The 22,295-nt window shown below is 70.2% G+C and carries 17 protein-coding genes; 10 read left to right on the forward strand and 7 right to left on the reverse strand.

Annotated features, from left to right (window positions below; translation table 11 throughout):
* Window positions 1-119 precede the first annotated feature (119 nt).
* Window positions 120-905 (forward strand): DDE-type integrase/transposase/recombinase, encoded by a 786-nt coding sequence (locus OV090_RS27115; RefSeq protein ID WP_267707521.1) that lies wholly within the window; start codon window positions 120-122, stop codon window positions 903-905.
* A 368-nt stretch (window positions 906-1,273) separates the two neighbouring features.
* On the opposite strand, the gene lepB is transcribed toward OV090_RS27115, so the two are convergent.
* Window positions 1,274-3,613 carry a signal peptidase I gene (gene lepB / locus OV090_RS27120; RefSeq protein WP_267707522.1) on the reverse strand — a complete coding sequence of 780 codons (2,340 nt, stop codon included), beginning with the start codon at window positions 3,611-3,613 and terminating at the stop codon, window positions 1,274-1,276.
* Window positions 3,614-3,622: 9 nt separating this feature from the next.
* On the reverse strand, window positions 3,623-5,434 hold the full coding sequence (gene lepA / locus OV090_RS27125) for a translation elongation factor 4 (protein WP_267712090.1): 1,812 nt from the start codon (window positions 5,432-5,434) through the stop codon (window positions 3,623-3,625).
* 282 nt (window positions 5,435-5,716) lie between these two features.
* Between lepA and OV090_RS27130 the strand changes: the two genes are divergently transcribed.
* From OV090_RS27130 to OV090_RS27140, 3 genes are all read left to right on the forward strand, one after another.
* Window positions 5,717-6,805, forward strand: coding sequence for a hypothetical protein (locus OV090_RS27130; protein ID WP_267707523.1), 1,089 nt, complete (start codon window positions 5,717-5,719; stop codon window positions 6,803-6,805).
* Between the two features lie 149 nt (window positions 6,806-6,954).
* The gene (locus tag OV090_RS27135) at window positions 6,955-7,344 is read left to right on the forward strand and encodes a hypothetical protein (RefSeq protein ID WP_267707524.1); all 390 of its coding nucleotides are present in this window, start codon (window positions 6,955-6,957) and stop codon (window positions 7,342-7,344) included.
* Between the two features lie 269 nt (window positions 7,345-7,613).
* Entirely contained in the window at window positions 7,614-8,738 is a 1,125-nt protein-coding gene (locus OV090_RS27140) for a hypothetical protein (RefSeq protein WP_267707525.1), read from the forward strand.
* Between the two features lie 102 nt (window positions 8,739-8,840).
* Here the strand turns inward: OV090_RS27140 and OV090_RS27145 are convergent, their stop codons facing one another.
* Genes OV090_RS27145 through OV090_RS27155 form a run of 3 tightly spaced genes read right to left on the reverse strand, consistent with a single transcriptional unit; the run spans window position 8,841 to window position 10,477 of the window.
* A complete protein-coding gene (locus tag OV090_RS27145) occupies window positions 8,841-9,098 on the reverse strand; it encodes a hypothetical protein (protein ID WP_267707526.1) in 258 nt (85 codons plus the stop codon).
* A gap of 46 nt (window positions 9,099-9,144) precedes the next feature.
* The gene (dtd, locus tag OV090_RS27150; RefSeq protein ID WP_267707527.1) at window positions 9,145-9,597 is read right to left on the reverse strand and encodes a D-aminoacyl-tRNA deacylase; all 453 of its coding nucleotides are present in this window, start codon (window positions 9,595-9,597) and stop codon (window positions 9,145-9,147) included.
* A gap of 7 nt (window positions 9,598-9,604) precedes the next feature.
* Window positions 9,605-10,477 (reverse strand): UbiA prenyltransferase family protein, encoded by an 873-nt coding sequence (locus OV090_RS27155; RefSeq protein WP_267707528.1) that lies wholly within the window; start codon window positions 10,475-10,477, stop codon window positions 9,605-9,607.
* 50 nt (window positions 10,478-10,527) lie between these two features.
* Between OV090_RS27155 and murJ the strand changes: the two genes are divergently transcribed.
* From murJ to OV090_RS27185, 6 genes are all read left to right on the forward strand, one after another.
* Window positions 10,528-12,138 carry a murein biosynthesis integral membrane protein MurJ gene (gene murJ, locus OV090_RS27160; RefSeq protein WP_267707529.1) on the forward strand — a complete coding sequence of 537 codons (1,611 nt, stop codon included), beginning with the start codon at window positions 10,528-10,530 and terminating at the stop codon, window positions 12,136-12,138.
* A 635-nt stretch (window positions 12,139-12,773) separates the two neighbouring features.
* Entirely contained in the window at window positions 12,774-13,727 is a 954-nt protein-coding gene (locus OV090_RS27165) for a COX15/CtaA family protein (RefSeq protein WP_267707530.1), read from the forward strand.
* 94 nt (window positions 13,728-13,821) lie between these two features.
* Window positions 13,822-14,220 carry a CBS domain-containing protein gene (locus OV090_RS27170; RefSeq protein WP_267707531.1) on the forward strand — a complete coding sequence of 133 codons (399 nt, stop codon included), beginning with the start codon at window positions 13,822-13,824 and terminating at the stop codon, window positions 14,218-14,220.
* Between the two features lie 831 nt (window positions 14,221-15,051).
* Complete coding sequence (locus OV090_RS27175) at window positions 15,052-15,804, forward strand: lysophospholipid acyltransferase family protein (RefSeq protein WP_267707532.1); 753 nt, start codon at window positions 15,052-15,054, stop codon at window positions 15,802-15,804.
* A 104-nt stretch (window positions 15,805-15,908) separates the two neighbouring features.
* Window positions 15,909-17,447 carry a proline--tRNA ligase gene (gene proS / locus OV090_RS27180; RefSeq protein ID WP_267707533.1) on the forward strand — a complete coding sequence of 513 codons (1,539 nt, stop codon included), beginning with the start codon at window positions 15,909-15,911 and terminating at the stop codon, window positions 17,445-17,447.
* A gap of 214 nt (window positions 17,448-17,661) precedes the next feature.
* Entirely contained in the window at window positions 17,662-18,597 is a 936-nt protein-coding gene (locus tag OV090_RS27185) for a hypothetical protein (protein WP_267707534.1), read from the forward strand.
* Window positions 18,598-18,696: 99 nt separating this feature from the next.
* Here OV090_RS27185 and OV090_RS27190 read toward each other — a convergent pair whose 3' ends face one another.
* Together OV090_RS27190 and OV090_RS27195 are read right to left on the reverse strand one after the other, a co-directional pair.
* Entirely contained in the window at window positions 18,697-20,367 is a 1,671-nt protein-coding gene (locus OV090_RS27190; protein ID WP_267707535.1) for a vWA domain-containing protein, read from the reverse strand.
* A 215-nt stretch (window positions 20,368-20,582) separates the two neighbouring features.
* Window positions 20,583-22,241: a vWA domain-containing protein gene (locus tag OV090_RS27195; RefSeq protein ID WP_267707536.1), complete on the reverse strand. Its 1,659-nt coding sequence runs from the start codon at window positions 22,239-22,241 to the stop codon at window positions 20,583-20,585.
* Window positions 22,242-22,295 lie beyond the last annotated feature (54 nt).

Raw genomic sequence — 22,295 nt, forward strand, 5'->3', positions numbered from 1 at the left:
CATTTTGCCGATAATATATATTATGTTAAGTTAAAGAGAACGGGCAGCCAGGGGGGCCTCACAGCATGTCGGTCGTCGACTTCGTGCACAGGCTGTCCGAAAAGACAGAGGTGCCACTCGTGAAGTTCGTGAAGTGGCTGGGCATCGCCCGCGCCAAGTTCTACGAGTGGCGCCGCCGATACGGCAAGCTCAACGAGCACAATGGCAAGACCCCGCGCGACCACTGGATCGAGCCCTGGGAGCGTCAGGCGATCGTCGACTATTTCGACACGCACCCGCTCGAGGGCTATCGGCGGCTGACCTTCATGATGCTCGACGACGACGTCGTCGCCGTCAGCCCTGCGACCGCCTACCGCGTCCTGCGGGCGGCCGGTCGCCTCGATCGTCATCGACCGAAGCCGAGCAAGAAGGGCACCGGCTTCGTCCAGCCCCTCGGCCCGCACGTGCACTGGCACATCGACATCGCCGTCATCACCATCGCCCGCGTCTACTACTACCTGTGCTCCGTCCTCGACGGCTACAGCCGATACGTCGTGCACTGGGAGTTCCTCGATCGCATGACCGAGGCCGACGTCGAGCTCATCCTCCAGCGCGCCCTCGAGGTCCACCCGGGCGCTCACCCGCGGGTCATCTCCGACAACGGCTCGCAGTTCATCGCCGGCGACTTCCGCCGCTTCATCGACCTCGCCGGCCTGACCCACGTCCGGACCTCGGTGAACTACCCCCCAGGCCAACGGCAAGATCGAGCGGTATCACCGGACCCTCGACAAGAACACCATCCACGCCGTCACGCCCGACGGCCAATTCTCGGCGCTTGCGTCGGAGCTCTCGGGCTGCCTCTAGCTTGCGATCGCGGCCGGCCCAGATCTCGGTCTCGCGTCCGAGGAGTTTGTCGCGCGGGCTGACGTAGCCGATCGCGCTGTGAAGGCGTAACTTCTCTCGACCCTCCACTTCACCCTCAGCGTCTCCGTTCGTCAACCCACCCTCTGTCCCGTTCACGCTGAGCCAATACAAAATCAACCCGAGCTCCTGCTCGATGGATGATGACATCCGGTGATTGATGAAGCGCGCCGCGTTCGTCGAGCGCGGACAGCAAATCGCTATGATCTCGAGCTCACTAACGGAAACGCTCCCGCTCTCGCGCCGAATCTGCCAGTAATTCCCGCCGGCTCGCCAGCTCGGTTCCGACGCGCCGCGGCGGCGAGCTCCTGGTCGTACGGCGCTACCGTCGTCCTGTTTTTGTAAAAACAAGCCGATCGACGCCGTCGTGCGCTCAGCGGATCGGCAGCCAGAAGCGGCTCAGCGGCAGCCAGATCCGCTCTGCGCGGCCCTTGACGTTGCCGCGCGGTACGTACGGCTGCGGGCGTTCGGCCGCCGGGTCGACGAAGTTGCTGGCGTCGTGGGCCTTCTGATACGCGCGCTTGGCCAGTTCGCGGGCCACCTCGGGCGTCGGGCACAGGCCCGCGCTGCACTGCATGCGGATCACCACCTCGGTCGCCGGCACCGCGAATGCGTATTGCGTGCCGTTGCCCGAGGCGGCGTCGCCGACGACGGCGCCGCTGGCCACGCTGTCGTCGACGCGGGCGTTCGGGATCTCGGCTTGCAGCGCGGCCAGCTTCTCGGCCAGGCCCTCGGTCGGCCGCAGCCACACCCACACGCCGAGGCTGTAGGCCACGTCGCGGACCGTCGCGTCGAGGCGGATCCGGTCGTACTCGTAGCGCTCGGCGACCGGGCTGATCGGCATCTCCTTGTAGCCGGGGATGTCGCCGGGCGGCAGCAGCTCGGGCAAGCGCGTGCGGTCCTTGATGACCGAAGGGACATGTCCTTCGGTGCTGCGGACCAGCGCCAGCAGCTCGCGGTCGCTGGCGCAGCGTTGACGGCCGCACTCGAGGCTGAACGCGACCTGGCCCTTGGCATCGGCGCGCACGTACGTGAACTTGTGCTCGTCCTCGACCAGCCAGCCGTCGTCGCCGGCCTCGTTGACGGCCTGGCGCGCGAGCGTGCGCGAGCTGCTGACGGACGCCAGAGCAGCATCGCGGACCAGATCGACGCCCTCGTCGGGGGCCCGCCACGCGCGCAGGCGGACCAGCCCGGCCGGGGTCGCCGGCTCGGCGCCGGTCTTGCTGTAGCGGCGCTCGATGAAGGTCTCGGCGGTCGCGCTGCGGCTGGTCCAGTGCTGCGAGTAACGGGCGGTGTTGTCGCCGTCGAGGATCTGGCGCGCGTCCTGGCTGCGGTCGCGGTTCCAGCGCTCGACCACCTCGGCGACCTTCTCGGCCACGCGGCCCGGCGAGCGGCAGATGGCGTTGCCGCAGCGCAGGCGCATCACCGCGTCGGCGGCGTTCAGGCGGAACACCACGTCCTGGGCGATGTCGCCGGACTTGAGCGTGAGCGTGACGACGTCGCCGCCGATCCGCTGCAGGCGCTCGCGCAGCTTGGTGTTGCCCTTGCTGCCGATCCGCTCGTCGCCCTCGATGAGGGACGCAAAGCTCGCCTCGGTCCCCTCGCCTGCCGTCAGCGCGCGGTACACCGCCTCGCCGCCGAGCACCGGCTCGCGCCAGATCTCGAGCTCGAGGCCGTGCGCGTCGCTGGCGTGGTCGGCGATGTAGAGGATGTGATCGAAGCTGGCGTCGCCGCGGGCCGACACGTCGTCGGGTCGCGTCAGCGAGAACAGCTTCTCGTCGGTCAGGTCGCGCAGGTCCTTGACGCTGAGCAGGCCGTCGGCCGCGACGGCCTCGACCTGGCGGGTCCAGGCCAGGCTGTCGTGGCTCTCGTTGCGGTTGTCGCCCATGACCAGCAAGTGGCCCTCGGGCACGGTCCACTCCCCCACCCTGCGGGCTCCGGCGCGCGGATCGAGGTTGGTCTTGTAGCGGACCACGTAGGTGTGGCCGTCGACCGTCTCCTCGAACAGCTCGCAGTGCGGGACCTGCTGCGTGCCGCTATCGTCGCGGCACTTCTCGGGCAGCTTGGTGCGCCTCAGCTCCTCGAACTCGGCGTCGCCGTCGCGGCGGATGCTGACCTTGTTGCCGTCGACGCGGATGGTGTCGCCGGGCAGGCCGATGACGCGCTTGATGAAGTCCTCGGACTCGTCGATCGGGTAGCGGAAGACGACGACGTCGCCGCGCGCGATGTGGCCCCAGCGCTCGCCGACGACCGTGGTCGTGAACGGGATCTGGATGCCGTAGATGAACTTGTTGACGAAGATGTGATCGCCGGCGACGAGCGTCGGCATCATGCTGCCGCTCGGGATCTTGAACGGCTCGTAGAGGCACGAGCGCAGGCCGAGGGCCACCAGGACTGCCACGCCGACGTTCTCGATCGTCTCGCGCAGCGGGCTCTTGCGGGCGAAGCTGGCGTGTTGGTGCAGCAGCTCGTCGAGCCGCTCGGCCTCGTCCTCGGCGCGGTCCCACTGCTTGGCCTCGCGGTAGCGGGCCAGCGCGTCGGCGCTGTCGCGGATCGCCTGCGCGGGCTCGGGGGCGATCCGGCCGGCGTACTTCTTGAGGATCCGGTTGGCCTCCTTGACCAACATTCCGGCGGCGGCCTTGACGCTGCCCGTCGAGCGGCGCCCCTCGGGCTTGGCCGGGCGCGGCTCCTGCGCTTGCTGCGGCGTGGTCACGGAGACTCTCTAGTCTAGCTTCAGGATCGCGTGGAAGGCACCTTGCGGGATTTCAACGTTCCCGACCGCCTTTAGACGCCGCTTGCCGCGCTTCTGCTTCTCCAGCAGCTTGCGCTTGCGGGAAATGTCGCCGCCGTAGCACTTGGCGAGCACGTTCTTGCGCAGCGCCTTGACTGTGGTCCGGGCGATGACGCGGCTGCCGATCGCGGCCTGGATGGCGACCTCGAACTGCTGCTGCGGGATCTCGTCCTTCATCTTGATGCAAAGGTCGCGGCCGCGGTTGTAGGCGTTGTCGCGGTGGCTGATGAGCGAGAGCGCGTCGACGCGCTCGCCGTTGACCAGCAGGTCGACGCGCACCAGCTCCGCGCGGCGGTACTCGCCCTGCTCGTAGTCGAGGCTGGCGTAGCCGCGCGACAGGCTCTTGAGCTGGTCGTAGAAGCCGAACACGACCTCGGCGAGCGGCATCTCGTAGGTCAGCTGGACGCGCTTCGACGTCTGGTACTTGATGTCGAGCTGGATCCCGCGGCGGTCCTGGCACAGCTTGATGATCGCGCCGAGGTACTCCTCCGGCAGCTGGATCCGCGCGGTGATCATCGGCTCTTCGATCGCCTCGTAGTCGCCGATGTCCGGCATCTTGGCCGGGTTGTCGATCACCGACTCGGTGCCGTCCTTGAGGTACACGTTGTACTTCACGCTCGGCGCGGTGGTGATGATGTCGAGGTCGTACTCGCGCTCGAGCCGCTCCTGGATGATCTCCATGTGCAACAGGCCGAGGAAGCCGAGGCGGAAGCCGAAGCCCAGGGCGACCGACGTCTCGGGCTCCCAGGTGACGCTGGCGTCGTTGAGGGTGAGCTTGGCCAGCGCGTCGCGCAGCTCGGAGTAGTCGGCGTTGTCGGTCGGGAACACGCCGGCGAACACCATCGGCTGCACGACCTTGAAGCCGGGCAGCGGCTCGGCCTTGGGGTCGTCGGCGGCGGCCACGGTGTCGCCGACCTTGGAGTCGACGACCTCCTTGACGTTGGCGACGAGGTAGCCGACCTCGCCCGCCGATAGCTCGGGCATGCTCGTGATCTCGGGCGCGTAGGCGCCGACGTCGATGACGTCGTAGCCCTTGCCGGTCGCCATCATGCGGATCTTGTCGCCGGCGCGCAGGCGGCCGGAGAACACCCGCACCATCGAGATGACGCCCTTGTAGCTGTCCCACCACGAGTCGATGATGAGCGCCCGCACCGGCCGCTCGACGTCGCCGTGCGGCGGGGGGATCCGGAGGATGATCGCCTCGAGCAGGTCCGGCACGCCGAGGCCGGTCTTGGCCGAGACCAGCAGCGCGTCGCTGGCGTCGAGCCCGACCGCCTCCTCGATCTGCTTCTTCACGCCCTCGACGTCGGCGCTCGGCAGGTCGATCTTGTTGATCACCGGGATGATCTCGAGGTTGGCGTCGAGCGCCATGTAGACGTTGGCCAGCGTCTGCGCCTCGACGCCCTGGGTGGCGTCGACGACCAGCAGCGCGCCCTCGCAGGCGGCCAGGCTGCGCGAGACCTCGTAGCCGAAGTCGACGTGCCCGGGCGTGTCGATCAGGTTCAGCGCGTACGTGACGCCGTCGTACTTGTACGACATGCGCACGGCCTGGGCCTTGATCGTGATGCCGCGCTCGCGCTCGATGTCCATGCGATCGAGGTACTGCGCCGTCTTGTCGCGCTCGGTCAGGAGACCGGTGGCCTCCATCAATCGATCGGCGAGCGTGCTCTTGCCGTGATCGATGTGGGCGATGATGCAGAAGCTGCGGATCGTGGGCCGCTCGGGAGCGGTCGGATCGACCATACGTGGAACGGACTTGCTCATGTCAGGTGGCGGAGCGGTGAGCGGGGTGCGGCGCGGACGTCGTGGAGCGAAACCGGGGGCGGCCCGGTCGCGGGGGCCGTGAAATTCGGGTGCGGCGCGAAGCGCCCTGGTGCGGCGCAAGGAAACCGTGGTCGGCCGCGACGATCGTCAGCCGCGGCTAGTAGCACAAGACGCGCCGGCGCGCCTGCGCCGGCGCCGCGGGCGGGGTCACATTTGCCCTCGGCTTGCGAGAGGCGCCCGCCGTCCCCTAAAGTGTGTCCGGTGATCCCCTTCCTCGCTCGCCCGGCCGCGCTGGTCCTCGTCCTCGGGCTCGCCGGCTGCGCGGGCAAGGCCAAGGCCACCGCCGCCCCCACCGCCGAGTCCACCCCCGACAACGAGCCGCCGCACAAGATCGAGCCGATCCTGCCAGTGCGCCAGGTCGCGCTGATCCCGCTGGCGATCGACGGCCAGCACTGCGACGCGGCCGGCAAGCGCGTGCAGCAGCAGGACTCGAACTACGACGGCCGCGCGGACATCGTCACCCTGATCGGCGGCCGCGCGCCCGACGAGGGCCGCACCCGCTGCCAGCAGGCCGACCTCAACTTCGACGGCCGCCTCGACGCGTTCCTCCACTTCGACGAGACCGGCGAGCTGGTCCGTGAGCAATACGACCAGGACTTCGACGGCCGCATCGATCTCGGACGCCATCACGAAGACGGCAAGCCGACTCTCGACGAGCAGGACACCGACCACGACGGCTACGTCGACGCCTGGCGCCGCTACGACAAGGGCCGCCTGGTCCGCATCGACGCCGACCGCGACCGCGACGGCAAGCCCGACGTGTTCACGTTCTTCGTGCAAGGCAACATCGACCGCGTCGGCTACGACACCGACGGCGACGGCAACGTCGACGCGTGGGATCAGGACGTCGCTCGCCGCGCGAAGCTGGCGCTCGATCGCCGCCGCAAGGCCGACCGCGAGCTCGGCAGCGAAGATTTCGTCGACGCGCCCAAGGCCGAGGAGGCCAAGCCCGAAGCCGCCGCCGAGGCCGACAAGAAGGGCGGCAAGGGCAAGAAGGCCGACGCGAAGCCGGAGAAGACCGAGGCGAAGAAGTCGAAGGACGACAAGCCGGCCGACGCAGGCAAGACCGACACGAACGCGAAGCAGCCGAAGAGCGGCGACAAGCCGGCCGACGCAGGCAAGACCGAGGCGAAGCCGAACAAGCCGGCCGACGCAGGCAAGACCGAGGCGAAGCCGAGCGAGGCGAAGCAGCCCGCCGACAAGCCGGCCGAGAGCGCGAAGGATCCCAAGCCGGCCGACAAAAAACCGTCGACGCCCGCGGCGCCACCTGCGACCGACAAGCGCAACTGATTCAGGCCGCGCACGTGGTTCGTCGGTGCAGCGATCGCTACCCCGACGATGCCATGGGAAGCCGCTCGTGGGCAGTGATTCGCCCCGCGCTCGACGTGGGTCCCCCTCCCCCCTCGCTTGCTGCGAGGCTCCGCGCTATCATCGCGGCGATGGAGCAGAGGGATCGCGCAGGTTCGGAGGAACCAGAGGCCGTTCTGGACGAGACCGCCGTCGACCCCGGTGACGACGATTACGGTCCACCGTTCGAGCGCCGCAGCTTCGGCGGCGAATTCGTGTGGGCCCAGGGCCAGGGCTACACGGCCAAGGTGCTGCGCGTCCGGGCCGGCGAGGTGGTGGCGATCTCGACGAAGGGCCGCCGTGACATGACGGTGATGTTGACAGGCGGCCGCGCCCTGCTCGAGACCCGCGCCGAGGACAACGTCGATCGCGTGGAGCTGCTGCCGGCGACGCCAGTGGCCATCGCCGAGGGCGAACACGCGTACCGCCTGGTCGCGGTCACCGACGTCGAGCTGTTCACGATCTACAGCGCGAAGAACTGATCGGCTTCGCCGCGGTCACCGACTTCGAGCGGAGCGCCATCTGCGAAGGTTCGCGCCGCTGGGTCACGGGCGTCGCGCTGTTCGCTAGCTCCAGCGAAGCGCGGTGTCTGGTCGCGGTCATCGACGTCGCGCTGTTCATGATCGACGGCGCGAAGAACTGCTCGACGAGTCCGCGGCGCATCGCCGCGAGCGCGATGAACCGAGCGCGACGGACTGCGCTCGCGCGCCGGCTCGTGGCGTGATGCTCGCGGTGCGGGTATGGTCGGCGCGTGCGCACGCCTCCCCTGCCCCGCTGGCCCGCGACCTGGCCGAGCGCGTGGGTCGCCCCGCTGGTGCTGGCGGCGGCGTGGTCGATCGCGCTGGCCAACGAACCCGAGCTGGCGGCGCAGCGCGGGCTGGTGTTCGCCGGCGGCCCGTTCGTGCTGCTGGCCGGGCTGCACGCGCGGCTCGGCGGCTACCTGCACGCGCCCGAGCGCGAGCGCCTGCTGCCGCTGCCGATCGAGCCGGCGCGTCACTTCCGCTCGGCCGGTCCGGCGCATCGCCGCGGCCTGGCGCTGACCATCGTCGCCGGCGTCGGCGCGATCGCGGCGGCGACGCTGCCGGACGTCGCGCGCTGCGGGTGGCTGATCGCCGACTTCCTGTGGCTGGCGCTGGCGGCGATCCTCATCGAGCCGGGCATCGCCGGTGTGTCGGCCTATGCCGGGCGGCGCTTCCCGGCGGGGCACTGGGTCGCGGAGGCGCAGCAATTCGGCGCGGGGGGCTGGACGGCCGAGGAGGCGGCGGTCCACCTGTACGCGCCGGCGCTCGGGATCGGGCTGGCGACGCTGGTGGCGATGCCGGGGCAGCTGACCCTGGCCCGCCTGGCCGAGCGCGGGGCGGCGAGCTCGCAGCACTGGACGCTGCTGGCGGCGCCGATGCTGGCCGCAGGGGTCGTGCGACTCACGGCCGGTCGGCTGTACGCGGCGGGGCTGTGGGAGGCGGTGCCGTGGCTCAGCGAGGCGACGCGGCGCCTGGCCGGGACCGGCGCTCCGGCGCCGCGGCCGGCCTTCGTCGCGCACATGCACAACCCGGTGCTGCAGCTCGGCACGACGCAGCTGCTGCGCCTCTGTCCGCTGCTGCGCGTGCGCCTGGCGGCGCTGCTGCTGGTCAGCGGCTGGCTGGTGGTCCGCGATCTGCCGCCCGACGCGCCGCGGATCGCCCTGTGGTGCGCGCTGGCGGCCCTGTGGTTGAGCCCGCTGCAGGTGCTGGCGCGCGAGCGCCGGCGCAACGCGGCCCTGCTGGCCGCCCTGCCCCTGCCCGCGCCCGAGCGCACCGGTCGCCTGCGCGGGCTCGAGGGCGCGTTGCTGGCCCCGCCCGCGGTGCTGGGGGCGTTCCTGTTCGTGCGCTGGCTTTGAAGACCTGTGCGATCGGGCATGTTCGAGCGGACATGCTCTTACAAGCATGCTCTTTAGGACATGTCCGAACGAGCATGACGCTGCAGCGCGCCGCGGCCGGCCTCACTTGTCGCGCACGACGGTGAACTCCATCATGCGGCACGGCAGGTCCGTGCGTGGGTCGTGCTCCATGCCGGCGACGGCGCGGCGGCACACGCGGTCGCTCTTGCGGTCACCGGTGCTGACCTGGGTGGCGATGGCGTAGGCGCTGCCGTCGGCGCCGACGCAGAAGGCCGTGACGTTGCGGCGGCTCTCGCCGACCCTCATCGAAGCGCAGGCCGAGGAGGCGAGAGCGACGAGCACGAACAGGGCGGTGCGCATACGCGGCGACGTTAGCGCCCCGCGGGCGGTCGCGCCAGCGACGGGCTCACTGGACCTGGCCGGCGACGCTGCGCAGCAGGAAGGTGACCGGGCCGTCGTTGACGAGCTCGACCTCCATGTGCGCGGCGAAGCGCCCGGTGGCCACCGTGAGGCCCTCGGCCCGCAACGCCTCGGCCACCGCCTCGTAGAGCGCGCGGGCGCGCTCGGGCAGCTCGGCGCCGTCGAAGCTGGGCCGCCGCCCCTTGCGCAGGGTGCCGGCCAGGGTGAACTGCGAGATGACGAGGACGCCGCCGCCGACCTCGGCGAGGGTGCGGTCCATCGGCGTGGCGCCGGGGAAGAACCGCAGCGAGGCGATCTTCTTGGCGGTGGCGACTGCGTCGGCCTCGAGGTCGCCGCGCTCGACCGCGACGAGCAGCATGGCGCCGAGCTCGACGGCCCCGACGACCTCGCCGTCGACCCGCACCGCCGCCCGCGAGACCCGCTGGATGACCGTCAGCACGCGAGCCTCAGATCCACCCGTACAGGATCGCGGCGGTCAGCAAGATCCAGACGACGAAGTTGATCATGAACAGCGGGTCCTTCAGCATCTCCTCGGTCGGCGACTCGGCCTCGCGCCGGGTGGTCGAGAGGTAGATGAAGCGGGCGATGCCCACCACGCCGAACACCGCCGTGTAGGCCAGGCGGTTGGTGCCGAAGATCTCGAGCACGTGCTCGCTGAGGGTGTAGGCGACGTAGAGGCCGACGGTGGCGAAGCCCAGCGCGTAGAGGATGATGCGCAGGGTGACGAGGTCGTAGGCGGCCAGCGCGGCGCGCTGCTTCTGCGGATCCTCGGCGCCGGCGAGCTCGTGGGCCCGCTTGCCGAACCCGAGGAACATGGCCAAAAGGCCAGTGCAGGCCAGGAGCCACGGCGAGGCCGGGATCTGCAGCGCGAGCGCCCCGGCCAGCACGCGCAGGATGAACCCGGCGGCGATCGACAGCACGTCGACGTAGGCGATCTGCTTGAGCTTGAAGCTGTAGGCCAGGTTGAGCAGGAAGTAGCCGCCGAGCGCGGCGGCGTAGAGCGGCTGCAGCCAGTAGCCGAGCGCGAGGCAGACCGGCACGCAGATCACGGCGAAGCGGCGCGCGACGGCCTCGGGCAGCTTGCCGGAGGGGATCGGCCGGTTGCGCTTCTTCGGGTGGGCGCGGTCCTTCTCGACGTCGACGAGGTCGTTGAGGATGTAGACGCAGCCGGAGATCAGGCAGAACAGCGCGACGGCGCCGGCGGTGACGAGCAAGCTCGTGGGATCGGTGAGCCGCTGGCCGTACATCAGCGGCACGGCGACGAAGAGGTTCTTGATCCACTGACGCGGCCGGAGCGTCTTGATGAGCGCGAGGAGCACGGGGCCGGGACTATCGCACGGCGCCGCCGCGTGTTCTACTGCCGCGCCACGTGCCATCCGCCCTCCAGTCGTCCGGTTCGATCAGCGCCGCGGTCGCCGCGTCGCGCGTCCTCGGGCTCGTGCGCATGTCGCTGCAGTCGCGCCTCATCGGCGCCGGAGCGCTCGCGGACACGTTTTCGGTGGCGTTCCGGATCCCCAACCTCCTGCGCGACCTGCTCGCCGAGGGCGCCCTGTCGAGCGCGTTCGTCCCCACCTTCACCGCGTCCCTGGTGCAGGAGGATCGTGAGCGCGCGTACCAGCTCGCCAACCTCGCCCTGGCCGGGATCCTGCTCGTCACCGGGACGCTGACGCTGCTCGGGGTGGTGTTCGCCGAGCCGCTCGTGGTCGCCATCACGTCGGGCTGGAGCGCGGAGAAGATCGCCGAGACCGCCGCGCTGACGCGCGTGATGATGCCGATCCTCGCGCTCGTGAGCGTCGGCGCGGTGTGGGGCGGGATCCTGAACGCCCAGCGCAACTTCCTGCCGTTCGCCCTGGCGCCGGTGCTGTTCAACCTCGTCAGCATCGCCGCCGGCCTCGGGATGTGGCTCGCAGGGCTCGGCGGCCAGGCCGCGGTGATGGCGTGGAGCGTCGGCACGCTGCTCGCCAGCGTCGCCCAGGCGGTCGTGCTCCTGCCTTACCTGCGCCGCCTCGGCTACCGCGTGCGACCGCAGCTGCGCGGCCTCGTGCACCACCCGGGCGTGCGCCGGATCGTCTCGCTGATGCTGCCGGCGATCGTCGGCGTGGCCGCGGTGCAGCTCAACGTGTTCGTCAACACCCGCTTCGCCGCCAGCCTGGGCGACGGCGCGGTGGCGCAGATCGAGTACGCGTTCCGGATCTTCTTTTTGCCGATCGGCGTGTTCGGGGTGGCGCTGGCGACGGTGACTGCCACGCAGGTGTCGGAGGAGGCGGCCCGCGGCGACCGCTCGGCCCTGATCGCGCGCACCGGCGAGGGCCTGTCGGCGGCCTGGCTGCTGACCTCGGCGAGCACCGTCGGCCTGGTGCTGCTGGCCCACCCGATCGTGTCGCTGATCTACGAGGGCGGCCGCTTCGGCGCGGCCGAGTCGGCGGCGGTGGCGGTGATCCTGCAGGCCTACGCGCTCGGGCTCGCGCCGTACAGCATGGTCAAGATCGTGGCGCCGGCGTTCTACTCGATCGACCGCCCGCGAGTGCCGCTGATCGCGTCGGTCGCGTCGGTGACCGTCAACATCGGCTTCAACGCGCTGACCTACGAGCGCCTCGGCGCGCCCGGCCTGGCCCTCGGGACATCCCTCGGCGCGCTCGTCAACCTGACCCTGCTGCGGGCGTTCTATCGCCGCGAGATCGGCGGCCTGGCCCGCCCCGGTCGCTGGCGCGAGTTCGCGGTGCTCGCGGCCGCCAACGCCGGCCTCGGCGCGGTCGTGTGGGCGGCCTGGACCGGCCTCGCGCACGTGCTCGCGGGGCCGCTCGCCGCCCTGCCCCGCCTCCTGCGCGCGCTGATCGGCGCCGGAGCGCTGGGGGTGGTGATCGCGCTGGGCTTCGTGGTGTTCGCCGCGATCGCCCGCGCGGGCAAGTACCCGGGCGGCGCGCAACTGTGGCGGCTGCCGGCCGGGCTCGTGCGCCGCCTGCGACGGCGCCGCGGATAGCGGCAGGCTCGCGACCGGCGGAGGCGCATGTTCGATAGGACATGCGCTTCGAGCAAGGATCTATCGGACATGTTCGAGAGGACAGGCTCTTCAGGACGTGTCGATGAGGACATACTCGTCGCGCGCGACCGCCGGACCGCTGCACCGCGCCGACGCGTCGTTCGCCAGCTTCGCGCGGCTCACGATCGTGACGCGCGCCGGCCTGTTCGGGTGAACGCGACTCGAGGCGGTCGAAGATGCGTCGTGAGCGATCCGGTGATGGCGCCCGCCGACGTGTCGCGCCGCGTGCATGTTTGTGGCGCGCTTCGTCAGCGCCGTGAGCGAGCCGGTGGTGGCGCCCGCCGACGCGTCGCGCCGCGCATGTTTGTGGCGCGCTTCGTCAGCGCCGTGAGCGAGCCGGTGATGGCGCCCGCCGATGTGTCGCGTCGTGTGCGTGTCCGCGGTGCGTTACGTCAGCGACGGCGCTCGCACGCTCGGCCGGCGCAGCTCGCGGACTGCACGCCGCGACGCCGCCCGCGCAGGACGAGCGTAGGCTCCCGCACGCGTCGGCCGCCGCCTCGACGTCGCACGAACTGCGCCCGTGACGGCCGGTCGCGGGCCTTTCCGGCGGGCGAAAAAGCGAGTATGGAGGGCCCGTGGCCGCCGCTCGCGCACGTTTTCGCAGCCTCGCCTGGGGTACGCTCGCATACACCGTCCTCGTGATCCTGTTCGGCGCGGTCGTGCGGATCACCGGCTCCGGGGCGGGCTGCGGGCAGCACTGGCCGACCTGTCACGGCGAGGTCGTGCCGATCAGCCCCACCATCGAGACGGTCATCGAGTTCTCGCACCGCGTCACCTCGGGGCTGTGCGGCATCATCGTGCTCGCGCTGCTGGTCGCGGCGCTGCGCGGCTTCCCGCGCGGGCACGCGGCCCGGCTCGGGGCCTGGCTCGCGCTGGTGTTCACGATCACGGAGGCGCTGATCGGCGCCGGCCTGGTGCGCTTCGGCCTGGTCGGCGACAACGACTCGGTCGCGCGGGCGCTCGTGATGGCCGCGCACCTCCTCAACACGTCGCTGCTCACCGGCGCGCTCGCGCTCGCGGCCTGGGCTGCGAACCGCGAACCGGGGCCGCCCGCCCGCAGCGCCTCGCCTCGCGTCCGCTGGCTGGTCTGGGCCAGCCTTGGCGGCCTCATGCTCGTCGGCATCAGCGGGGCCGTCACGGCCCTCGGCGACACGCTTTATCCCGTCGAGGCCGGCGCTCTGAGCGAACGATTGCAGCGCGACCTCGGAGCGGGCGCGCACTTCCTTCAGCGCCTGCGACTGATGCACCCGGTCCTGGCGTGCGGCCTCGGGTTCTTCACCGCGGTGATCGCTCATCACCTCGGCAACACCGCGGCGCCGGCCGTCCGCCGCGCGAGCGCGTGGGTGATGATCCTGGTGTTCGCCCAGCTGGCGGCGGGAGTCCTCAATGTGATGCTGTCCGCCCCCGGCTGGATGCAGGTGCTGCACCTCGGCCTCGGGACGGCGCTGTGGGTCGCTGCAGTGCTGTTCTCGCTCGAGCTGCTGAACGCCCAGGCGGGCCCCGACGGGCGCCCGCGCCCCGACCGATGACGTCACGTCAACCGGCCGGGCGACATCACACCGCACCGCCGATGTGGGCGGGCCGCGGTGGATCCGGCCGCGGTCTCGGCTAAAGTGTTCGGCAATGGCTGATCGGCCCGTCTGCGAGCTCATGCGCGCCCTGCCCTCCTCGGTCCTGCCCGACGAGGCAGCCGCTCCGGCGCTCCAGCGCATGCGCAGCGAAGGTGTGGCGCTCTTGCCCGTGCTCGACTACGGCGAGCTGCTCGGCCTCGTGTACGAGCGCGACCTCGCCAGGCTCCGCGGCGAGCTGCTCGGCCGCCGGCTCGTGCGCGACGTGATGCGAGGCGACCCGCCCGTGGCGCCGCCCTGGCGCAGCGTCGACGCGGTGCTGCGCCTGATGCTCACCCACCGCTCCGAGGCCGTCGTCATCAGCGATCGCGGCCACCTCGTCGGGCTGTTCACGCTCGACGACGCGGCCCGCCGCTGCGGTGCCCTGCTCGACGCTGCCGCGCTGCGGCATTGAGCACGAGCGGACGGGCGCGCGCCCTGGATGCAGGGACGCGTTCGGGCGACTTCCAAAGGATGCGAGCCGCGGTGAACTGCGGTGTTCGCCGCACCCGACTGCGGAAGATGCAGGCCGCGAGGCGGTGCACCGCAAGTGACGTCCGAGGATGCGAGCCGTGAGGCGGTGCGGCCGTGAGCGACTCCGGAGGATGCGAGCGGCGAGGCGGTGTGGCCGTGAGCGACTTCCGAGGATGCGAGCCGCGAGACGGCCGTGAGCGACTTCCAAGGATGCGAGTCGCTAGGTGGTGCCGCACGCACGACTTCCGAAGATGCGAGCCGCGAGGCCGCGCGGCCGTGAGCAACTTCCGAGGATGCGAGCCTCGAGGCGGTGCAGCGCGCACGACTTCCGAGGACGCGAGCCGCGAGGCGGCATCGGTCCTTGGTGACGCGTGCGGGCTGCGACTTCGCGCGTGGGCGCGAGCGTGGCGGACGCCGCTCGATCCGTCTCGCTCCCCGCAGGACGTCGCCGTGCGACAGCTCATGCTCACGAGACCAACGGGCCCAGGGGGCTGCGGCCACTGACAGCATTGGGAGTCGGGAGTGCGTGCCCCGGCCCGCGGGAAGATGGGCCACGCGGTCGGCGGTCGCACGACCGACCCCCTCGTTGAAATCGGCTTGGGTTGACGGCGCCACGGATGGTGCCAGGTGGTTTCCCCCGCCGCGCGTGCTCGCCCGCCGCTCGCAACGCCGCGGCGCGGCGGCGGCCTGCGCGGCCCGCGGCGCTTGGCACGTCGAAAGGCTCGTGGCATGACGGCAACGTCCCGTTTCAGGGCCCGCCTGCATGCCGCGCATGTCCGCTTCGCGCACCATCATCCTGTCCATCTGGACGTACCTGCTGATCTTCGGCCTCGGCGGCCTCGCCTTCTGCCTGCAGTGCGTGCTGGCCCCGCTCACCTGGCCTTTCGACCATGGCCGAAGGATCACGGGGCGGCTGTTCCGGCTGGCGGCCATCGGCGTCACCAAGCTCAACCCGCTGTGGGACTTCCGGCTCCATCGGCCGCTGCCGCCTTACCGTCCGCGGCGCACGGTCGTGGTCAGCAATCACTGCTCGCAGACCGACCCGTTCCTCATCTCGCACCTGCCGTGGGAGATGAAGTGGCTGGGCAAGGCCTCGCTGTTCAAGGTGCCGGTCCTCGGCTGGGCGATGTTCCTCGCCGGCGACATCCCGGTGGTGCGAGGCGACCGCGGGTCGGCCAAGGGGGCGATGGCGCGGTGCCGGCGGTACCTCATGCGCGACACGCCGGTGATGATCTTCCCCGAGGGCACGCGCGCGCTCGGCGACGAGATGGGGCCGTTCAAGGACGGCGCCTTCCACCTGGCGATCGAGACCGGCGCCGACATCCTGCCGATGGCGGTCGCGGGCACCGCCGCGGCGCTGCGCAAGCACGACTGGCGTTTCGGCCAGGCGCGGGCCTACGTGGCGGTCGGGACCCCGATCTCGACCCGCGGCCTCTCGCTCGAGGACCTGCCGGCGCTCAAGGAGCAGGTGCGGGCCGAGATCGTGGCGCTGCGCCAGCAGATCACGCCGCTCACCGGCCCCTGAGGCTGCGCGCTCGCACGGTCCCCTGCCCCGGCGCCGCGCCCGTGTGCGCCAGGACGTGACGTCGCGGGCTTGCCACCTCGCCGCGCGCTCGGCATCCTCCGCGCATGAAACAGGGCGCCCGAGCGGAGCAGCAAGAGGATCAGGTCGGCAAGGCAGGCGGGAAGATCACCCCGCGCGAGACCGACTACCCGCAGTGGTACCAGGACGTCATCCGCGAGGCCGAGCTGGCCGAGCCGGCCAAGGTCGTCAAGGGCTGCATGGTCATCAAGCCGCACGGCTACGCCATCTGGGAGAAGCTGCAGCGCGACCTCGACGGCCGCTTCAAGGCGACGGGCCACCAGAACGCCTACTTCCCGCTGCTCGTGCCGCAGAGCTTCATCACCAAGGAGGCCGAGCACGTCGAGGGCTTCTCGCCCGAGCTCGCGGTCGTCACCCACGCCGGCGGTGAGAAGCTCGAGGAGCCCTACGTCATCCGCCCGACCAGCGAGACGATCATCGGCTACTTCTTCTCGCGCTGGATCGAGAGCTACCGCGACCTGCCGCTGCTCGTGAATCAGTGGGCCAACGTCATGCGCTGGGAGAAGCGCACGCGGATGTTCCTGCGCACCACCGAGTTCCTGTGGCAGGAGGGGCACACCGCCCACTCGACGCACGAGGAGGCCCAGGCCGAGGTCATGCGCATGCTCGACGTCTACGGCGACTTCGCCGAGCAGGTCATGGCGATGCCGGTGATCCGCGGCATCAAGACCGACAGCGAGCGGTTCGCCGGCGCGGTGCAGACGACCTGCATCGAGGCGCTGATGCAGGACGGCAAGGCGCTGCAGGCCGGCACCAGCCACGACCTCGGGCAGAACTTCGGCAAGGCGTTCAACGTCATGTTCCAGACCGAGGCCGGCGGCCGCGACTACGTGTGGCAGACGTCGTGGGGCGTCAGCACGCGCCTGGTCGGCGGGGTCATCATGACGCACGCCGACGACAGCGGCCTGGTGCTGCCGCCGCGCGTCGCCCCGATCCACGTCGTCATCGTCCCGATCTACAAGAACGACGAGGAGCGCTCGCAGGTGCTGGCGGCCGCCGAGTCGATCCGCGCCCAGCTGGCCGACGTCGACCTCGCCCCGCCGCGCAGCCGTCACCGCGACTTCATCGAGGTCGTGATCGACGACCGCGACCTGCGGCCCGGCAACAAATTCTACATGTGGGAGCGCAAGGGCGTGCCGGTGCGCGTCGAGCTCGGGCCCAAGGACCTCGCCAAGGGCCAGGTCTGCGTCAAGATGCGGGTCGACACCGCGGCCGGGCGCGGCAAGGAGTTCATCGCCCAGAACGAGTTCGTCGCCACCATCAAGGAGCGGCTCGACCGCTTCCAGGACGAGCTGCTGCGGATCGCCCGCGAGCGCCTGCAGGAGCGCTCGCGCACCATCGACACCTGGGACGAGTTCCTGGCCGCGTTCGCCGGCGAGAAGAGCACGTTTGCCTGGTGCCACTGGGACGGCACGCGCGAGACCGAGGCCAAGATCAAGGAGCAGACGCGAGTCACGATCCGCTGCATCCCCCTGCCCGGCCACGGCCCCGCGCCCGAGGAGGGCCGCTGCGTGTTCTCCGGCAACCCGAGCGCGCGCCGGGTGCTGATGGCCAAGGCGTACTGAGCTGTCCGTTCGGACAGGTGGGTGTCGCCGACCTGTCCCTTCGGTCCTATCGCGGAACGACGTCCCGGACTGCGCGCGAAATCGTCGGCGCTCCCGGGACGCCGGCGCTCTGGGGCGCGGAGCTGCCCGTGCCTCCCGGGCGCGGATCCCGCCTGCGCGGACACGCGCGCACCTGAGGCGCCTCCCTCGCCGCCGGATCGCCGACAATGATCGGGTGCGCGTCTGGCCGGTCCTGCTGCTGCTCTCGTGCTCGCGGCCCAACCCGCTGTTCCTCGTCGGCGGCGCGAGCGGCGACATGTCTTCAGGGACAGATCTGACGACCACCGCCGCCGCGACCACGGACATCGGCACGACCGCGCCGTCCACCACCGGCACCACCGCCGGGGTGACGACGTCGACGCCGACGACCAGCACCACCGGCGAGCCCTTCACCACCGGCGAGCCCTCGACCACCGCAGTCTCCTCGTCCACGGGCGACGAGCACCCGGCCTGCGGACCGTTCTCCGAGCAGCGCCTCATCCTCGACCCGCCGCTGCCCGAGCCCCAGTGCGTCATGGTCACCGAGTACTTCGGCAAGGTCACCAAGACGGACGACGACGGCACCATCGCCCTCTGCGCCGACGCCCTCTGCGCCCTGTGCCCCCTCAGCGTCCCGCTCGACCCGGACCTGGCGCTCCACGTCGACGACGGCGACTGCCTCCGGGTCGCGCACCAGGGCGAGTGGGCGCCGGGCGACCCCGAGGCGCCCACGGGCTGCAAGACCACCGCCATCGCCCTCTTCGACGACGCCAGCATCTACCCGCTGTACGCCGCGTCGTCGCGGGTGGTCGACGCTCCGGGCTTCCTCGACTCGGCCGTCCGGCTCGACGTCCAGCGCGAGGCCGGGACGGTGTGTGCCTGCGGGGCGGACGACTGCTGTCTCGAAGGACAGGCCGAGCACCTGCGCCTCACCTTCACCGATCACGGCGAGCCCGTCGGCACTCTCGGGCCGGACGAGTTCGCGACGGTCGACCTCGAGGGCGTCGGCTACCTCGTCGCGGTCATCCGCGCCCACGCCAAGGGCTACTTCGACGCGGTGACCCAGCGCTGCGTCGCCGACCCCGAGACCGCCTTCATCGACTGGCACATGCTGCGCGTCGACGGCCCGTGAACGAAAGGACATGTCCGCGGGGACATCCATCTCGCCCGTGGAAACGCGCGAGGCGCCCACGCACCGGCGAGAGCGCCTCGTCAGGGACGCCGCCCCGGCTCACAGCATCGGGCAGTCCTGGTCGGCCTTCGGCGACAGCTCGCAGGTGGCCTGGATGGTCGTGCCGGCGGACGCGGGCGCGCTGCGGATCAGCTTGAACTCGAGGTTGAAGCCCTCGCCGACGCAGTACGGGTCCATGTCGTCGAGCTCGCTCGGGGTCTGACCGCCGCGGTCGATCAGCTCGGCGAAGCAGACAGTCTCGCCGGCGGGGGCGACCCACACGCCGTCGACCTCGTCGCAGAGCGGGATGTCCTGGCGCGAGTCCTCCGCGGCGTTGATCTCGGTCAGCACGCACGAGGGGTCGACCACCGGCGTGCTGGGGTCGACGTCCTTGACGCACTTCGTCATGCACGCCGGCTTGATCTGCTCCTCGAGCTTCTTGGCGATCTCGCGCAGCGCCTCGGAGTAGTCATCCTGGCAGATCGAGAACAGGTTGCGATCCTCGCCGACCTGGAACGCCTCGGCGAACTCGCGCTCGCGCACCGGCGGGACCGCCGTCTGCGGCTTGTCGGGGTCCATCTCGTTGGGCAGCGTGCAGCCGGCCCCGATGCCGAAGAGGTCCTGGAACTCGGGGTCGTCCGAGTCCTGGTAGACGATGTCGGCGTCGCGGGTCTCGTAGCCGGGCGGCACGCCGGCGATCAGCGCGACCAGCACCTCCTGGTCGGGCTGCTTCATCTTCTTGTCGTCCTCGAGCCTCTGCAGGAAGTTGACGTACTTCGACAGCGGCTGCAGCACGGCCTGGTCGTCGGACACGCCCTCGGTGCCGTCGACGCCGTAATTCGCCGAGTGGCAGCCTTCGTACGTCGGCCCGGCGCCGTCACACTTCACGCCGGCGTTGAAGCACACCGCGCTGGTCGCCTGCGGGTCGTCCGGGTTGGCCCAGAAGGTCTTGTTGGTGGTGAAGACCTCGCCGAACTCCGGGTTGTAGGAGCAGTCGAGCTCGTCGGTGATGAACACCACCGAGAGGATCGCCTGGTCGCGCAGGAAGCCGTAGTTGGTCGGCGAGTCTTCGTGGCTGGCCTGAGCCAGCGCGAGGTACATCGACTCGAGGTGCGACTCCATGCCGCAACCCGACACGCCTTGCGGGCCGAAGCACTGGAACGCCTCCACGGTGCTCACGTCGTCGGGCAGGTTCGTCTGCCCTTCGATGCGCTCGATCCACCGGCGCGGCGCCACCTCGCCGTCGGAGAACTGCGTCTCGGTCGGCTTGATCCGGTCGGTCAGGGCCGCGTCGTCGAGCTTGCAGTAGTCGCTGCAGGCGTAGCCGTAGTCGTCCATGTTGAAGGTGAAGTCGCCGAGCGCCATGCGATCGAGGCAGCTCGACAGCACCAGCTTGCCGCCCTCGGGCTTGGTCTGCGCCGCCTTGCACAGCGGGTTGCCCGAGTCGGTGGTGGTGATGCCGATCCGGTAGTTGGCGTCGACGTCCTCGCGCTCGAGCACGCCGATGAACGCCTCGAAGTTCTTCGACAGCGTGGCCTGCTCGTCCGCCATCGAGCCCGAGTTGTCGATGACGAACAGGATATCGACGTCCTTGTTGATCTGGACGTTGACGGTCTCGTCGTCGACCTGGGTCTTGTCGTACGTGACCTTCTTGACCGGGTGTTCGAGACAGCCGGCGAGGAGACCGGTGACGAGGGGGAGCGAGACGATAAGGGCGGAGCGGAGCGACATCGGAACCTCCGCGGCTCTCGATGCGTCTCCCAGGCCACTGCAGAAAAGCTGGAGTTACGCGCAGTTGCGTCGGGGACCCGAGGCAACGTGGTTGCGAGGTTGCAGGCGCTTCGACAACCAAGTTGGCGCAGGCCCCCGGACTTCGCCGCGCCCGAAAGCGAGAAGGCGCCCTCGCCTCGCGGCGGGAGCGCCTCCATCGTCGAGCGAGCCGGGGCTCAGAGCATCGGGCAGTCGTTGCCCGGGTTCGGCGACAGCTCGCACGCGGCCGAGATGGTGGTGCCAGCCGGCGCCGCGGAGGTGCGGATCAGCAAGAACTCGAGGTTGTAGCCCTCGGCGACGCACTCCTCCGACAGGTTGTCGATCGTGCTCGGCGTCTCAGTGCCCGGATCGATGAGCTCGACGAAGCACGCGGGCTCACCGGCCGGGGCCTTCCACTCGCCGTTGACCTCCTCGCACGGCACGATCTCCTTGCGCGTCATGGCGGCGGCGTTGTCCTCGAAGATCTGGCAGTTCGGCTGCAGGATGCCGTCCGACGGATCGGTGTCCTTGACGCACTTGGTCATGCACGCCGGCTTGATCTGGTCGCGGATCTTGTTGGCGATCGCCTCGAGGGCGTCCGAGTAGTCGTCCTGGCAGATCGAGAACAGGTTGCGGTCGCCGCCGACCTGGAACGCCTCGGCGAACTCGCGCTCGCGCACGGGCGGCACGGCGGTCTGCGGCGGGGTGCCCGGCAGGGTGCAGCCCTTGCCGATGCCGAACAGCTCGTTCTCGGCCGGATCCGACTCTTGCTCGTAGACGATGTCGGCCATCATCTTGTCGTAGCCCGGGGGCACGCCTGCGATGAGCGCGACCAGGACCTCCTGGTTGAGGTCGAAGGTCTTCTTCTGGTCCTCGAGGTTCTGCACGAAGTTGATGTACTTCGACAGCGGCTGCAGCACGGCCTTGTCGTCGGGCACGTCGACGTTGCCCTCGATGTCGTAGTTGGCCGAGCGGCAGCTGTCGTACTGCGGGCCCGCGCCCTCGCACTTCACGCCGGCCCGGAAGCACACGGCGGAGGTGGCGTCCGGACGATCCGGGTTCTCCCAGAACACCTTGTTGTCCTTGAAGATCGCGTCGAACGCCGGGTTGTACGAGCAGTCGAGCTCGTCCGTGATGAACACGATCGAGAGGATCGCGGCGTCGCGGATGAAGCCGTAGTTGGTGGCCGAGGTCTCCTGACCGGCCAGGGCCAGCGCCTTGTACATCGACTCGAGGTGCTGCTCGAAGCCGCAGCCCGACACGCCCTGCGGGCCGAAGCACTGGAAGGCCTGGATCGTGCTGACGCCCTCGGGGAGGTTGGTCTCCCCTTCGATGCGCTCGATCCAGTTGCGCGGCGCCTTCTCGCCGTTGGAGTACGCCGTCTCCGTCGGCTTGATCTGCAGATCGTCGCCGGTGAGGTCGCAGACGTCCGTGCAGGCCGCGCTGGAGTCCTCCATGTTGAAGCTGAAGTCGCCGAGCGCCACGCGATCGACACAGCTCGACAGCACCAGCTTGCCGCCCTCGGGCTTGGTCTGGGCGGCCGGGCAGCGCGGGTTGCCGCTGTCGGTGGTCGTGATGCCGATGCGGTAGTTGGCGTTCACGTCCTCCGCCTCGAGCACGTTGATGAACGAGGCGAAGTTCTTGGCGAGCAGCGCCTGCTCGTCGGCCATCGACCCGGAGTTGTCGATGACGAACAGGATGTCGACGTCCTTGTTGATCGCGATGGCGACGTTCTCCTGCGCCTCGGAGCTCTTGTCGTAGAGCACCTTCTTGATCGGGTGCTCGAGACAGGCGGTGAGCGCCAGGGCAGCGCCGGCGGTGAGCGAGAGACGACTCAGGGAAGTAACGCGCGACATGAGGGTTCTCCAGGGAGGCCGGAGGCGGACGGTGTGCCCTACCATCGCAAAGGT

It is taken from the genome of Nannocystis sp. RBIL2 (genome assembly GCF_026626745.1).
Lineage (GTDB): Bacteria > Myxococcota_A > Polyangia > Nannocystales > Nannocystaceae > Nannocystis.

Excerpts from the sequence above, each read along its gene's own strand:
- OV090_RS27135 (WP_267707524.1), top strand. The coding sequence starts at position 6,955 with ATGGAGCAGAGGGATCGCGCAGGTTCGGAGGAACCAGAGGCCGTTCTG.
- OV090_RS27175 (WP_267707532.1), top strand. The coding sequence starts at position 15,052 with ATGTCCGCTTCGCGCACCATCATCCTGTCCATCTGGACGTACCTGCTG.
- proS (WP_267707533.1), top strand. The coding sequence starts at position 15,909 with ATGAAACAGGGCGCCCGAGCGGAGCAGCAAGAGGATCAGGTCGGCAAG.
- OV090_RS27170 (WP_267707531.1), top strand. The coding sequence starts at position 13,822 with ATGGCTGATCGGCCCGTCTGCGAGCTCATGCGCGCCCTGCCCTCCTCG.
- OV090_RS27195 (WP_267707536.1), bottom strand. The coding sequence starts at position 22,241 with ATGTCGCGCGTTACTTCCCTGAGTCGTCTCTCGCTCACCGCCGGCGCT.
- OV090_RS27145 (WP_267707526.1), bottom strand. The coding sequence starts at position 9,098 with ATGCGCACCGCCCTGTTCGTGCTCGTCGCTCTCGCCTCCTCGGCCTGC.
- OV090_RS27190 (WP_267707535.1), bottom strand. The coding sequence starts at position 20,367 with ATGTCGCTCCGCTCCGCCCTTATCGTCTCGCTCCCCCTCGTCACCGGT.
- lepA (WP_267712090.1), bottom strand. The coding sequence starts at position 5,434 with ATGGTCGATCCGACCGCTCCCGAGCGGCCCACGATCCGCAGCTTCTGC.